Origin of the sequence: Synechococcus sp. RedBA-s, assembly GCF_024345495.1 — a bacterium.
Classification (GTDB): domain Bacteria; phylum Cyanobacteriota; class Cyanobacteriia; order PCC-6307; family Cyanobiaceae; genus Regnicoccus_A.
Window position 1 is genome coordinate 1 of sequence record NZ_JAGQBF010000028.1, and the last position, 13,838, is coordinate 13,838.

Annotated in this window: 14 protein-coding genes; 8 read left to right on the forward strand and 6 right to left on the reverse strand. The window is 68.3% G+C overall.

What is annotated here, in order from left to right:
* Positions 1-263 precede the first annotated feature (263 nt).
* The 3 genes from KBY67_RS11455 (at position 264) to KBY67_RS11465 (ending at position 1,236) form a co-directional block, all read left to right on the forward strand.
* Complete coding sequence (locus KBY67_RS11455) at positions 264-401, forward strand: hypothetical protein (RefSeq protein WP_255111172.1); 138 nt, start codon at positions 264-266, stop codon at positions 399-401.
* Between the two features lie 99 nt (positions 402-500).
* Positions 501-776 carry a carbohydrate porin gene (locus KBY67_RS11460; protein WP_315855584.1) on the forward strand — a complete coding sequence of 92 codons (276 nt, stop codon included), beginning with the start codon at positions 501-503 and terminating at the stop codon, positions 774-776.
* Positions 777-828: 52 nt separating this feature from the next.
* Positions 829-1,236 carry a hypothetical protein gene (locus KBY67_RS11465; protein ID WP_255111174.1) on the forward strand — a complete coding sequence of 136 codons (408 nt, stop codon included), beginning with the start codon at positions 829-831 and terminating at the stop codon, positions 1,234-1,236.
* A gap of 42 nt (positions 1,237-1,278) precedes the next feature.
* Here KBY67_RS11465 and KBY67_RS11470 read toward each other — a convergent pair whose 3' ends face one another.
* Positions 1,279-2,217 carry an aspartoacylase gene (locus tag KBY67_RS11470; RefSeq protein WP_255111175.1) on the reverse strand — a complete coding sequence of 313 codons (939 nt, stop codon included), beginning with the start codon at positions 2,215-2,217 and terminating at the stop codon, positions 1,279-1,281.
* Between the two features lie 91 nt (positions 2,218-2,308).
* Here KBY67_RS11470 and KBY67_RS11475 point away from each other — a divergent pair, with 91 nt between their 5' ends.
* The 4 genes from KBY67_RS11475 to KBY67_RS11490 all read left to right on the forward strand — a co-directional run bounded on the left by KBY67_RS11475 (position 2,309) and on the right by KBY67_RS11490 (position 6,196).
* Entirely contained in the window at positions 2,309-3,280 is a 972-nt protein-coding gene (locus tag KBY67_RS11475; protein ID WP_255111176.1) for a glutathione S-transferase C-terminal domain-containing protein, read from the forward strand.
* Positions 3,277-3,939, forward strand: coding sequence for a DUF2301 domain-containing membrane protein (locus KBY67_RS11480; RefSeq protein WP_255111177.1), 663 nt, complete (start codon positions 3,277-3,279; stop codon positions 3,937-3,939). Before KBY67_RS11475 ends, KBY67_RS11480 begins: the two co-directional genes overlap by 4 nt.
* Positions 3,936-5,888 carry a ribosomal protection-like ABC-F family protein gene (abc-f, locus tag KBY67_RS11485; RefSeq protein WP_255111179.1) on the forward strand — a complete coding sequence of 651 codons (1,953 nt, stop codon included), beginning with the start codon at positions 3,936-3,938 and terminating at the stop codon, positions 5,886-5,888. Before KBY67_RS11480 ends, abc-f begins: the two co-directional genes overlap by 4 nt.
* Positions 5,889-5,977: 89 nt before the next feature.
* Positions 5,978-6,196, forward strand: a complete 219-nt coding sequence (locus KBY67_RS11490; RefSeq protein WP_255111180.1) for a CP12 domain-containing protein — start codon at positions 5,978-5,980, stop codon at positions 6,194-6,196.
* 173 nt (positions 6,197-6,369) lie between these two features.
* On the opposite strand, the gene cgtA is transcribed toward KBY67_RS11490, so the two are convergent.
* A complete protein-coding gene (gene cgtA, locus KBY67_RS11495; protein WP_255111182.1) occupies positions 6,370-7,362 on the reverse strand; it encodes an Obg family GTPase CgtA in 993 nt (330 codons plus the stop codon).
* 67 nt (positions 7,363-7,429) lie between these two features.
* Between cgtA and KBY67_RS11500 the strand changes: the two genes are divergently transcribed.
* A complete protein-coding gene (locus KBY67_RS11500) occupies positions 7,430-8,698 on the forward strand; it encodes an ABC transporter ATP-binding protein (protein WP_255111183.1) in 1,269 nt (422 codons plus the stop codon).
* A gap of 21 nt (positions 8,699-8,719) precedes the next feature.
* On the opposite strand, the gene KBY67_RS11505 is transcribed toward KBY67_RS11500, so the two are convergent.
* From KBY67_RS11505 to KBY67_RS11520, 4 genes are all read right to left on the reverse strand, one after another.
* Complete coding sequence (locus KBY67_RS11505) at positions 8,720-11,137, reverse strand: endonuclease MutS2 (protein WP_399214366.1); 2,418 nt, start codon at positions 11,135-11,137, stop codon at positions 8,720-8,722.
* Positions 11,134-11,568, reverse strand: a complete 435-nt coding sequence (locus tag KBY67_RS11510; protein ID WP_255111184.1) for a VOC family protein — start codon at positions 11,566-11,568, stop codon at positions 11,134-11,136. Before KBY67_RS11510 ends, KBY67_RS11505 begins: the two co-directional genes overlap by 4 nt.
* An 82-nt stretch (positions 11,569-11,650) precedes the next feature.
* Complete coding sequence (gene hemB / locus KBY67_RS11515; protein WP_255111185.1) at positions 11,651-12,652, reverse strand: porphobilinogen synthase; 1,002 nt, start codon at positions 12,650-12,652, stop codon at positions 11,651-11,653.
* Between the two features lie 177 nt (positions 12,653-12,829).
* Positions 12,830-13,822, reverse strand: a complete 993-nt coding sequence (locus tag KBY67_RS11520; RefSeq protein WP_255111187.1) for a DnaJ C-terminal domain-containing protein — start codon at positions 13,820-13,822, stop codon at positions 12,830-12,832.
* Positions 13,823-13,838 lie beyond the last annotated feature (16 nt).

Here is a 13,838-nt window from a genome sequence, read left to right on the forward strand (position 1 = left end):
GAAATGCCGGTGCGAGAAGCCCGACCGGCAGACCCGAAGGCCCTTCGTCTGTCTCAATGTAACAGAGCATTGCGAGATGTGCGGAGCCCTTAAGGTTTGCTCCGGGTTGGGGCGATCTGGTCGCCGCTGCTGCGCTTGGTCGGGACGGTCGCTCGGAGCGCCGGTCCGAGCGTGTCGCCTTCACGACAGTCCTGCGGGAATCCGTACCAACGGACACTGGTTCCACTTAAGGTTTTCTTCAACTCCTCCGAGAAGGTGAACCCATGGTTCTGATCTGCTGGGATCTGGCCGGTAACCGCTCCACAGAAACCCTGCCCGTGAACCTGGTGCGCCAGCGCCGTCTTCAGCTGGAGAGCCTTGGCGCCGTCATCTACTGGAGCGAGAGGCTGGTCAACGCCTGAGGCTGTTGCTAAGTGTTCGAAGCACCCATTCGATCCGCCGCGGCGATGCCCTTGCGTTCACGCGCCCCAAGACCCCTCCTCGCCGGCGGCCTAACCCTGTTGGCTCTCGGTCTGGCTGGCTGTCCCAGCACTCCTCCCAAAGAGAGCCAACGGCTGGATCAACTTGAGCAGCGGCTCCAGCAGATGGAGCAGCGCCTGGCCAGCCCGGCAAGGCCCGACCCCGCTGACCCCTCTGGAAAGCCGCCGGCCGGGGTGGTCAAGTCGCTGACCTTCCGCATGGACAGCCAGGACGACCGCCTGCGGATCTACTGGGCCGATGGCAGCTCCACCGATCTCCCCTGCACCAAGGAGCAAGGCACCTGGGCCTGTGGCTGATCTGGACTCGGCCCTCCCCTGACCCAGTCCGGGCCGTTTCATCCTGAGCTTCATGCGCCCACTCCTTGCCCTCACGGCCTGCCTGGCACTGCTGGCAGCCAAGCCAGCTCTGGCCCAGAACAGCTACGAGCTCTTCCCCTTCACCCGCCAACGGGCCACCAACGTGGCCCGCATGTATGCCGAGCGGCTTAACGGTGGCCTGACCACCTACCGGCCGGATAGCTGCATGTACAACCGTGGCGTTGGCGCCTGCCTGATCAAGGGCGATGCCAAGGGCTACATCTTCCGCTTCCTGGGGGGACCTCCGGGCTGGCAGATCCTCGGTTTGGCCCCCACGGCTGAAAGCGAGATCGAAGTGTCTGCCGATGGCCGTACCGTGGTTAGGGTCATTTACAATGGGGTCCCCAGGCCTGTCGACCAGACTCCCCAGCCCGATCCCCAGGCGGCACCTAGCCCCTGAGCCTGAGCCAATAATTTTCCCGGGCCCCTGAGCGCAAACACATCAGCCAGGAGCAGGGCTGAGCTGGTGGGCGAGTTGCTTCAGTTCTCTCGCCCAGGAGGGCTCGCAGGCCCAGCGTTCACGGCGGGTGAGGCTGAGGGCGATGCCCTTTTCGCCATAGGCCGCCTCATTGATGAACACCGGCCAGAGCGGCTCGGGATAGCTGGGCTCGTAGCAGAGGGTTTCACCGCCCGCTGTGAGGAAGAGCGGATCGCCGGGGCGGAGCACCTGCCAGTCTCGATGCTGACAGTGGGGATGCAGGCAGGCCGCCGGACGGCCATCGGCGTGGCGCGGTAGATCGAGGCTCCCCTGGTGGCGGTGAACGCTGAGGCCCTGGGGCAGGACCAGATCACCCCGCCGGGCTGAGGCCAGCACCGCCAGGGCGGCCTCCAGGGCCCGCTGGGTCTGGTGGCAGATGGTGGCATTGACCACCCCCTGAGGCACCGGGCCCACCTCGATCACCAGGCCGCAGGGCCAACGCTCCAGCAGAAACCCCTGCTGGCTGTTGTCGGCCTCATGCAGGTAGATCGGCAGACCCAGCAGCGCCTGGATGCCCGCCGCCAGGGCCAGATCCGCGGGTCGCCGCCCGTACACCACCAGGGAGTTGCCCATCGCCGCGGTGGTGCTGTGCAGATCGAGCACCAGGGCGCAGGGCTGCAATCCGACCGGCCCGTGCAGGGCCAGCAGCTCCCGGGCCCGCTGCACCTCCCGATCCCCCTGGCCGGGCCCCTCCAGCAGGACGCTGGTGAAGGAACGGTTCAAGTCGCGATCGAGGTAGCGCCGACCTGCCGCAAGGGCGCCTGGATTACCGATCACCAGCCGCAGCGGCAGGCCGGCGGCGTCGAGGGCCTCGGGATGGGCCAGCCAGTGCTCCAACAGCCAGGGGGCGTTGCGCTCATTGCCGTGGGTGCCGGCCACCACCAGAACCTCTGCCGCGCCCATCGCCACGCCTCCCGCGGATCGGATCTGCGGCCAGCCTGGCGCAGCGTCAGGCTGCTGCGGGCCAGAGTTGTGACCCGCGCCGGAGACTGCCATGGCCGTTCCACCCCTGCTGGTCGCCAGCGTGCGCGCCGCCTGGCGCTGCCAGTGGCAGCAGTTGATGAAGGGTCTGGGCCCAGCGGACGCCGCCGGCCACTACCGGCGGCCTGAGAGCGGCTTCGCCGCCACCCCGGAGCTCCCGGCCAGCGCGGCCACCAGGGGTGTCCATGGGCTGATCGTGGGGCGCAGCTGCCCCTGGGCCCATCGGGCCTGGTTGGTATGGAGCCTGCGCCAGCTCGCCGGCAGCCTGGAGCTGGTGGTGGTGGAGCCCGATCCCAAGGCGGGGCGTTGGCGCTTCGACACTCCCTACGAGGGGGCCAGCGCCCTGGTGGAGCTCTACCGGCGCAGTGGTGGCGATCCAAAGGCCAGGGCCACCGTGCCCGCCCTCTACGACCGCCCCGGCCGCCGGATCCTGGTGAACGAGAGCGCCCGGGTGATCGAGCTGCTCAACCGCTGGCCCGCGCCAGAGGGGGCTCCGGATCTGCTACCCGAGGGTCAGCTGGAGGCGATCAGCCACTGGCGGCAGCGGTTTCAGAGCACTGTCAACGATGGGGTCTACCGCTGTGGGTTCGCCCGCAACCAGGCCGCCTACGACCACGCCGAAGACGAACTGTTCGCCAGCCTCGAGGCGGCGGAGGCCGCCCTGCAGCAGCAGGGGCCGTGGCTGTGCGGCGAGCGGCTCAGCCTGGCGGATGTTGTCCTCTTCCCCACCCTGATCCGCCTGGAGCTGGTCTATGCGCCCCTGTTCGGCTGCAGCCGGCGCCCGCTCTGGAGTTTTCCGGCCCTGATGGCCTGGCGCGCCCGGCTCCATGCCCTCCCCGGGGTGGCGGCCACCTGCTTTCCAGACTCCTGGCGGCGCGACTACTTCGGAGCCCTCTTTCCCCTGCACCCCTCGGGCATCGTTCCGGCGGGGGCGGATCTGGCCACACTGGTGGCAGGCCCTGCTCCAGTGCGACCCCAGCCATGACCGATCGATCACAACCCGAGGGCAGCCCCAGCGATCCGGTGTTCGAGGGGGTCTACGGACCGTTCACGATCACGGACCTGGATCGCCGCGAGGTGCTCGGTTACCGCCTGGCCCTGCTGGGGGTGGCCCTGGCCCAAGCGGGCCTGCTGCTGCAGTGGGCCAATTGGGGCAGCCAGGGGCTCTGGCCCTGGCTGGTGCTGATGGCCGTGGGCCTGGGACTGGCCCTGCGCTGGATTCACATCTACCTGCGTCCGCTGCACCGGGCCCTGCAGTTGTTCTGGCTGCTGGGCTGTGCCGGCGGGTTGGCCCTGGCGCTGCTGGTGGGCCAGGGCGCCATGCTCGACACCCTGGCGGCCGACTCCCGCTGGATCTGGGCGGTGGGACCCTTCTTCGCCGCCCTGGCGGGGGTGGGCTTCAAGGAATTCTTCTGCTTCCAGCGGCCCGAAGCCGTGGGGGTGACGCTGTTGCTGCCGGTGGCGCTGCTGGGCCGCCTGGTGGGTCTGCTCGATGGGCGCACCACCTTCACCCTGCTGGCCATCGAATCGGCGCTGCTGCTGGTACTGACACTACGTAAATTCCCGATGCAGGCCGCCGCCGATGTGGGCGATAAAAGTGTCTTTGCTTACCTGGAGAGCCAGAGGCCTCCCTCGCAAGCGTGACCCTGATCAGCCTGGTGGGCGTCAGCAAGGACTTCGGCCTTCGCACCCTCTTTGAAGACCTCGACCTGCACCTGCAGGAGCGCGACCGCCTGGGGCTGATAGGCCCCAATGGCGCCGGAAAATCCACCCTGCTGCGCCTGCTGGCGGGACTGGAGCCCCCCGGCGAAGGGGAGCGGCGCTGCTCCGGGCGGCTGAAGGTGGTGATGGTGGCCCAGGAGCCGGAACTCGATCCCGAGCGCACCGTGCTGGAGCAGGTGTTCGAGGACAGCGGCGAGAAGATGGCGCTGCTGCGCCGCTTCACCGAAGTGAGCCAGGACCTGGCCGACGACCCCAGCGACCAGGCCCTGCTCGGGGAGCTCAGCGACCTGCAGGAACGCATGGACCAGGCCAACGCCTGGGGCCTGGAGCAGCAGTGCCATGAGGTGCTGGAGCGTCTGGGCATCAGCGATGTGCACCGGCGAGTGGGCGACCTCTCCGGCGGCTTCCGCAAGCGGCTGGCCCTGGCCGCGGCCCTGGTGGCCGAGCCGGATGTGCTCCTGCTCGATGAACCCACCAACCACCTCGACGCCCTCTGCATCGAATGGCTGCAGGGGCAGTTGGAGCGCTTCCCAGGCGCCCTGGTGCTGATCACCCACGACCGCTACGTGCTCGACCGGGTGGCCCGCCGCATCGTTGAGGTGGACCGGGGCGTGGCCCGCAACTACCCCGGCAACTACGCCACATACCTGCAGACCAAGGCCGACGAGGAGGCGATCGAAGCCGCCAGCGCCGCCAAATTCAAGGGCGCCCTGCGGCGAGAACTGGAGTGGCTGCGCCGTGGACCCCAGGCCCGCAGCACCAAGCAGAAGGCCCGGATCCAGCGGATCGAGGCGATGCAGGAGGCCCCGAAACGCCAGAGCAAGGGGCAGCTCAGCCTGGCCAACGCCCACCGCCGCCTGGGCAAAAAAGCGATCACGGCCGAGCATCTCAGTGTCTGGGCCGAACCGAGCGCCGGTCCCGCCGCCGCTGGTGGGGCCTCAGCGTCCGGGCCGGCCCTGCTGCGCGATTTCAGCTACGACTTCAGCCCCGAGGACCGGGTGGGGATCATCGGCCCCAACGGTTCGGGAAAATCCACCCTGCTCGATCTGATCGCCGGACGCCGCCAGCCCCAGCAGGGGAGCCTGGAGCTGGGCAGCACGGTGCGGCTGGCCTACTTCGATCAGCAGGCCGAGGGGCTCACCAGCGGCCGGGGAATGGAGCGCAAGCTTCTCGATTACGTGCAGGAGGAGGCCAGTCGCATCGAGGTGGATGGAGCATCGATCAGTGCCTCCCAGCTGCTGGAGCGGTTCCTGTTCCCCCCCGCCCAGCAGCACAGCCCAATCGGTCGCCTCTCCGGCGGCGAACGCCGGCGGCTCTACCTCTGCCGGCTGCTGATCAGCGCCCCCAACGTGCTGCTGCTGGATGAGCCCACCAACGACCTCGATGTGCACACCCTCACGGTGCTCGAAGACTTCCTCGAGGATTTCCGCGGCTGCGTGGTGGTGGTGTCCCACGACCGCTACTTTCTCGATCGCACCGTCGACCGGCTGTTCTGCTTTGAAGACGGAGAGCTCAAACGACATGAGGGCAACTACAGCGCTTACCTGGAGCGGGTGGCCACTGCTCCAGCTCCAGCGGCCTCTTCAGTGGCTGCGGCCTCTTCAACAACAGTTCAGGTGCCCGCAGTCCAACTCCCGGCGGCCCCAGCGCCCAGGCGGCGCAGCTTCAAGCAAAACCGGGAACTGGAGAAGCTGGAGCAGTCGCTGCCGGAGTGGGAGGCCCTGCGGGCTCAACTGGAGCGGGAGCTGGCCAGCGGCGGCGGCGGCGACTACGCCCGGCTCGAGACCCTCACCCACGACCTGGCCGCCCTGCTGGAGCGCATCGAGCATGGGGAGGAGCGCTGGCTGGAACTCAGTGAGCTGAGCGCTTGATCAGCGCCAGATCACATTGGCCCCTGACCCTGGGAGCCCCCCCGTATGGTGGACCCGACAAGCCCCGGTAGCCGAAGGCCGGCCTTCCTATGACTTCCATCAACGAACACATCCGCAAGGATCAGATCGAGATCGAAACGGCCAAGGCCGTGGGCAACGAGGCGAAGGTGCGCCACCTCGAAGAGGAGCTCAAGTCTCTTGAGGAGTACAAATCGCACCACCCCGAAGACGATCACGATCCCAATTCCCTTGAGGTCTATTGCGATCTCAACCCCGAAGCTCCCGAATGCCGGGTCTACGACGACTGAGACAACTCAACAGATCCGTCCAACAGTTGGCCTGAACCCAGGCCTGACGGCACTTTCCCCCCTCATCGGGGGTTTTTTATTGGGGCTCTCAAGCTGGACATTGGGGCTCTGAACCTGGACGACTGGACGACAGAACCCAGAAGGACCTGGCTCACGCGCCTGGCCGCTTGCCCTCACTGGATCCCCAGCTCCCTCCACACTTCCGCGAGCAGACCATCGAGGCCCGAGTTGGTGGCCGCAGAGATCAGCAGCACCTCACCACCCCAGAGGGCCGCCAGGGCGGCGCTGGCGGCCTCCAGCTGATCGGGCAGCAACAGCTCACTTTTGTTGAGCGCCAGGATTCTGGGACGCTGATCAAGGCCATGGCCGTAGGCCACCAGCTCCTGCTCCACCACCGCCAAGTCGTGGGTGACATCGGGACTGGAGGCATCGACAAGGTGCACCAGCAGGCGGGTGCGCTCGATGTGGCGCAGGAAATCGTGGCCGAGGCCGGCCCCCTGGGCCGCTCCGGCGATCAGGCCGGGGATATCGGCGAAGACGGTGCCATCACCACTGGGCCGGCGCACCACCCCCAGGTTGGGTATCAGGGTGGTGAAGGGGTAATCGGCAATCTTGGGCTTGGCGGCGGAGAGCACGCTGATCAGGGTGCTCTTGCCGGCATTGGGCAGACCGATGATGCCCACCTCCGCCAGCAGCTTCAGCTCCAGCTGCAGCTGGCGTTCCTCGCCCTCCTTACCCTCGGTGAATTTCTCGGGGGCCCGGTTGCGGTTGCTGAGGTAGTGGGCATTGCCGAGGCCACCACGGCCCCCAGCCGCCACCCGCAGCCGGTCCCCCGGTTCGGTGAGGTCACCAAGCAGGACCTCGCTCTCCTGAAGGCGCACCTCGGTGCCGCAGGGCACCCGGATCACCAGGTCGTCGCCACCGGCGCCACTGCGCTTGTTGGGCCCGCCGCGGCGTCCTTCCGGAGCCTCGAACAGCCGCTTGTACTTGAAGTCGAGCAGGGTCTGCAGGTTCGGGTCGGCCTCGAGCCAGACGGTGCCGCCATGACCCCCATCACCGCCGGAGGGCCCGCCGGCGGGAACGTACTTTTCACGCCGGAAGGCGACGATGCCATCTCCGCCACGGCCACCCTGGACCGCGATGCGGGCTTGATCAATGAACTGCAAGGGAAGACCGCAGGGACTGGGCCAGATGGATCCCCAACCCTAGGATCGGCCGGTCGGAGGGCTGATTTTGGCTGAGGTGCGCTTCCAGAAGGTCAGCAAGGCCTTCCCAGCCCGGCGGGGGGGTGCGCCGGTGGAGGTGCTGCGGCAGCTGGATCTGACCGTGCACGACGGCGAATTCCTGGTGCTGGTGGGGCCTTCGGGCTGTGGCAAGAGCACCCTGCTGCGCATCCTGGCGGGCCTCGAAACCCCCAGCAGCGGCGAGATCCGGGTGGGGGAGCGCGCCGTGAGCGGCCTGCGGCCAGCCCAGCGCGATGTGGCGATGGTGTTCCAGAGCTACGCCCTCTACCCCCACCTGAGCGTGGCCGACAACATCGGTTTCGGGCTGCGGCGCAGCCGTAGCAGAAGCACCCTCCAGCAGCTGCAGGACGGACTGCACCGCTTCACGCGGCGGCTGCCCGCCGCGCTGCGGGTCGCTTCGGAGCGGGAGCAGCGGATCGAGCAGCGCATCCAGGCGGTGGCCGAGCAACTGGAACTCACCCCCCTGCTCGATCGCCTGCCCAAGGAGCTCTCCGGCGGCCAAAAGCAACGGGTGGCCCTGGGCCGGGCCATCGCCCGTGAGCCGAAGGTGTTCCTGATGGATGAACCGCTCAGCAACCTCGACGCCAAGCTGCGCACCGGCACCCGGGCCCAGATCGTGGCGCTTCAGCGGCAGCTGGGCATCACCACGCTCTACGTCACCCACGACCAGGTGGAGGCGATGACCATGGGCCACCGCATCGCCGTCCTCAACCAGGGACGCCTGCAGCAGCTGGGGACGCCGATGGAGCTCTACGAACACCCCGCCAACCTGTTCGTGGCCCAGTTCATCGGCAGTCCGCCCATGAACCTGCTGCCGGTGGAGCAGGCCGGAGCCGATCAGGTTCAGCTGGCCGGTCGTCGCTTTCTGGTGGAGGGGGAGATGGCCCAGACCCTTGAAGCCCGCGCCGCGGCCGGGGGGAGTGCTGATGGCCGTGGCAGCCTCACGGCCGGGCTGCGAGCGGAGCACTTCAAGCTGGCGCCCGCCACCAACCGCAACCTGACGGCGGAGATCACCCACCTCGAGGCCCTTGGCAACGAAGTGCTGATCAGTTGCCGCCTGATCGAGGGCAGCCAGTTGATCCAGGTGCGCACCGACCCGGGCCAGCGCCTGGAGGCCGGTCAGACGATTCACCTGGAGATCGATCCCAGGGGTTGGCGCTTTTTTGAAGCCAACGGCGATGCCCTGGCCAGGCCCGAGCCCAGTGGCGCCAGGGGGCACCAGGAGGAGAGGGAGGTGGTGCTGCCGGAGCTGAGCTGACGCCCTGCCCTTGGCTGCAGCTCATTTCGGCCAGATCACGCTGCAACCCTGGCCGCCGTCGCCGCGCTCAGCATCACTGACCCGCTCCACCCAGGGCACGCTGGCCAGCCACTGACGCAGTCCGCGCTTGAGCTTGCCGGTGCCGATGCCGTGGATCACCCAGAGGGGTCCCATGGCGTTGCGCAGCTGCTCCTCCACAGCGGCTTCCGCCTCATGCACCCGCATCCCACGCACATCGACGGTGTTGCGCTCGTTGCGCACCTGAGGGCCTGCCCCCCCCAGGTGTCGCCCGCTGGCACGCACCTCGACCACGGGCTGAACCGCCTCAGGCGGAACGGGCTTCTCCCCCTGCAGGCTCTCGATGCCGGAGAGCTCTAGCTGCAGCCGCAGCACACCACAGCGCACGCTCAGTTCACCGCCGTCGGCGCTGATTTCCAGCACCTGGGCCGCCTTGCCCAGGGAGAGCACGCGAATGCGCTCCCCCACCACCGGCCGCCAGCCGCTGGGGGCCCGGCGCTGGGGCTGGGGCGAGTGCTCCACCTGAAGCTGCCTGAGGCGCACACCGGCCTGGCGGGCCCGCTCCCCGTCACCGCCGCCCTGGCGCAGGCGCCGGATGATGCGGCGCACCTCCTGCTGCCCGTCGCGGATCGAGTGCTCCAGGGCCTGGCGCCGCTGCTCCTGCAGTTCCACCGACTGCTCCTGCTGCTGCTGCCAGCGCTGCAGCAGTTCCTCATGCAGCAGTTCGGTGCGCGCCAGCAGGGCCGCCGCCTCCTCGGCCGCCTCCTGCTGACGGCGGCGCTGATCTTCGAGACCGCGGATCACCTGGTTCAGTTCCCCTTCGCCCCGGGGCGCCAGCAGACCGTTGGCCTCGGCGATCACCCCAGGATCCAGCCCCAGGCGGCTGGCGATCGCCAGGGCATTGCTGCGGCCGGGGATGCCCCACTGCAGGTGGTAGGTGGGGGAAAGGCTGTCGCTGTCGAAGGCCACTGAGGCGTTCTCGAAACGGCTGTCGGCGTACTTGAGCGCCTTGAGCTCACCGAAGTGGGTGGTGGCGATGGTGAGCCGGGCCCTCTCCGCCAGATGGCGCAGCAGGGCGATGGCCAAGGCCGTGCCCTCGGTGGGATCGGTGCCGGCGCCCACCTCATCGAGCAGCACCAGGCTGGCGCCGGCTGCCGGGTGGGCCTCGAGGGCTTCAAGGATGCGGGCGATGCGGCGCACATGGCCGCTGAAGGTGGAGAGGTTCTGCTGCAGCGACTGCTCATCACCGATGTCGGCCAGCACCAGGGAGCACCAGGGCAGGCGGGGGGTGCCCGAGCAGGGCAGGAACAGCCCGGCCCGGGCCATCAGGGCCGCCAGGCCCACGCTCTTGAGGGTCACGGTCTTGCCGCCGGTGTTGGGACCGGTGATCGCCACCACCCGCAACTCCGCCCCCACCGACACCGTGACGGGCACCACCTTGGCTTCCCTACCGTGGCGCTCCTGCCAGAGCAGCAGCGGATGGCGCAGGTCCCGCAGCAGGAACGGGGCCTGGGGGTCGGCGGAGAGCTCCGGCCGCACGGCCCCCAGCCACTGGCCGTAGCGGGCCCTGGCCAGGGCCCCGTCGAGGGCCACCAGCACCCGATGCAGCTCCTCCAGAGCTGGCGCCTCCTCGGCCACCAGCGCACTGAGGCCGCCGAGCACCTTCCACTCCTCCTGGCGCTCCCGCCCCTCCAGCTCGCGGATCTGGTTGCCGAGGCCAATCACGGCCCTGGGCTCGATGAACACGGTGCTGCCCGAGGCGGAGCTGTCGTGCACTAGGCCCGGCAGCTGGGAAGCGGCCGTCACCTTGACAGCCAGCACCGGGCGGCCGTTGCGCTCGGCGATGACACTGTCCTGCAGCAGGCCCCCCTGGCGGCGCATCAGGTCTTGGAGGCGATCGCGTCGCTGCTGGCGCTGGCCGGCCAGCTGCTGGCGCAGGCCGGCCAGCTCGAGGCTGGCCCGGTCCGCCACCCGGCCGCCCTCCTCCAGGCAGAAGCGCAGGCGCTGCTCCAGCTCCGGCAGGGTGCGCAGCTCAGCCATCAGCTGGCTGCAGACGGGGCGCAGCTCCGGGGCCTCGATCTGCCGGCGCAGGCGGCGGGCCACCGCCTGGGTGGAGGCCACCGCCAGCAGATCCTCGCCGCCAGCCGTGCCCCCCTTGGCGCAGTGGCGCAGGGTGCCAGTGAGATCGGCGGCCCCCTGGAAACTGAGCCCGCCCTCAATCAGACCATCGAGGCCCAGCAGCTCGCTGGTTTCCGCCAGCAGGCGCAGGCTCTCAGCGCGATCGGCGGCCAGGGGCAGGTCCCGGCAGTGGGCCGTACCGGCAGTGGTGCTGGCGAAGCTGGCCAGGTGCTGACCGAGCCGCTGCCACTCGAGCAGCTCCAAGGCTTCGACGGCGATCGCCGTCAGGGCGAGGGGGCTCAAACCGGCTCCAGCCCTCCAGCGGCCCGGGCGCGAGCCTGGAGCGGAATCACCGCCGCTCCGGTGTTGGAGGCGATGCCGGTGGGGGGCTCATAGAGCATCTCCAGCCAGTTGCCCTCGGGATCCTGCAGGTAAAAGGAAGCGGTGCCATCGCGGTGGTCATGGACGGGCCCGACCCGGTGGCCGCTGGCCTCCAGCTGGGCGTGGACCCGATCCACTCCGGCGCGGTCCTCGAAGTGAAAGGCGAAGTGGGGGCCCGCCTGGCGGTAGCTGGGGGCCAGCAGGGCAATGCCATCGCCGGAGTCGGGCGACTGGAGGTAGGTCCAGTCGTCGGCCTCCCAGGTAACCCTCAGGCCGAGGGCCTCGTAGAAGGCCTTGGCCCGGGGCATGTCCTGAACTCGCACGGCCACATGGCCCAGTCGCTGCACGGCCATCGCCGTTCCCTGTCGTTGGCGCCATTGTGATCGGCGGGAGGGCCCAGGTGCAGGCGCCCGGGCATCAGCCGCCGCGCCGGGATCAGCCCTCCCGCAGCCAGCGGGCGGCCTCGCAGGCGTGATAGGTGAGGATCAGATCGGCCCCGGCCCGCTTGAAGCAGAGCAGGGTTTCCAGCACCACCGCCCGCTCATCGATCCAGCCCCGCTCGGCGGCCGCCTTGACCATGGCGTATTCACCACTGACGTTGTAGGCGGCGATCGGCAGTTCGGTTTCGCCGCGCAGGCGGTGAATGATGTCGAGGTAAGCCAGACCGGGCTTGACCATCAGGATGTCGGCACCTTCCTGCTCATCCAGCAGGGCTTCGGTGAGCGCCTCGCGGCCATTGGCCGGATCCATCTGATAGGTGCTCTTGTCCTTGGGGATAGGCTTGCTGGAGTCAGTGCGTGGGGCGGAATCGAGGGCCTCACGGAAGGGGCCGTAGTAGGCGGAGGCGTACTTGGCGGTGTAACTGATGATCCCCACATGCTCGAATCCCTCCTCATCCAGGGCTTCGCGGATGGCGCCCACGCGGCCATCCATCATGTCGCTGGGGCCAATCAGATCAGCGCCGGCCCTGGCCTGGGCTACGGCCTGTTGGCAGAGGATCGCCACGGTCTCGTCGTTGAGCACCTCCCCATCGGCGCTGACGATGCCGTCATGGCCATCGCAGGAATAGGGATCAAGGGCCACATCGGTCATGATCGCCATGCCGGGATGGTCCTGCTTGAGCCGCCTGATCGCCCGTGGGATCAGGCCGCCTTCGTTGAAGCACTCAGCACCGTCTTCGGTCTTGAGGCCGTCGGCCACCTTCGGGAAGAGCACCACGCAGCGGATGCCGAGATCCCAGGCGCGGCCCACCTCCTCCACCAGCCCTTCGAGGCTCCAGCGGAAGGCACCGGGCATGGCGCCGATCGGCTCGTTGCTGGCGCCTTCATGAACGAACAACGGCAGGATGAAATCCGCCGGGCTCAGCTGAAACTCGCGCACCATGGCCCGCAGCGCCGGAGTGCGGCGCAGGCGCCGTGGACGGTAGGACAGCTCCATGCAATCGAATCACCTGAGACCATCCTAGAGCCCAGGCTTCCGCCTCTCTTTCGCCATCGCATTCCCCAACCAATCCTCTGGCAGCAACCATCAACAGCCGCCACTGATTGATCAGCGAAAGAACATCCCGATGGGATCAGCCTGAATCCCTCCATTCAAGACTGCTGCGCTGGTAATTCAGAGCTGGGCGGCTCGCATCCACTCTCGGCGAGGATCACTGCTGCGGGCCTCACGCAACTGCTCCAATAACTGGCGTTCTCCGTCGCTGAAGCGCTCCGGGAGCTTGAGGGTGAGGCTGAGCAGCAGATCACCACGGCCCTCCTTGATCGGCCAGCCCTTGCCCTTGAGGCGCAGGCTGCGGCCCAGGGCCACACCCGGCGGCACCTGCACGGTGGCTTCACCGTCGGGAGTGACCACCCTCACCTCGCCGCCCAGGGCCAGCTCATCAAGGCTGAGGGGCAGGTCAGCGCTGAGCTGATCGCCATCCAGGCGCCAGATCGGGTGGTCCTGAAGTTGAAGGTTGAGGTAGAGATCGCCGCGACGGCCGGTGCCGGGCTGGAGGTTGCCCTTGCCCTTGAGCCGCAGGCGGCTGCCACTGCGCACCCCCGCAGGAATGCGCACCTGCACCCGCTCCTCGTTGACGGCCAGGGTGCGTTCGCAGCCGCGGAAAGCTTCGGCGAAGCTGACGCTGATGGTGGCTTCCGCATCCAGGTTGAGGGCGCCACTGCGACCGGCCCCAGCCGGCCCGCCGAAACCACCAGCGAAGCCTGCGGGAAAGCCGCCGGAGAATCCGAAGCCGCCAGGGCCAGCTCCGAAACCGGAACCGGCCTGGTTCCCGCTGAAGCGACCGAGCAGGTCGTTGATGAATTCGTCAAAGTTGCCGTAGTTGCCGAAATCCACATCGAAGCCGGGAGCTGCGCCTGAGCCCCCACCGGCCTGGCTCCAGTACTGGCCGAACTGCTCATAGCGACGGCGCTTGTCGGGATCGGAGAGCACCTCATAGGCCTCACTGATCTCCTTGAACTTGGACTCGGCCGTGGCATCACCGGGGTTCACGTCCGGGTGGTACTGGCGGGCCAGCTTGCGAAACGAGCGCTTGACGGCATCGGCATCCGCGCTGCGCTCGACGCCCAACACTTTGAAATAGTCGCGGTAGCCGTTGGCACTCATCGAGGCAAGCTCATCG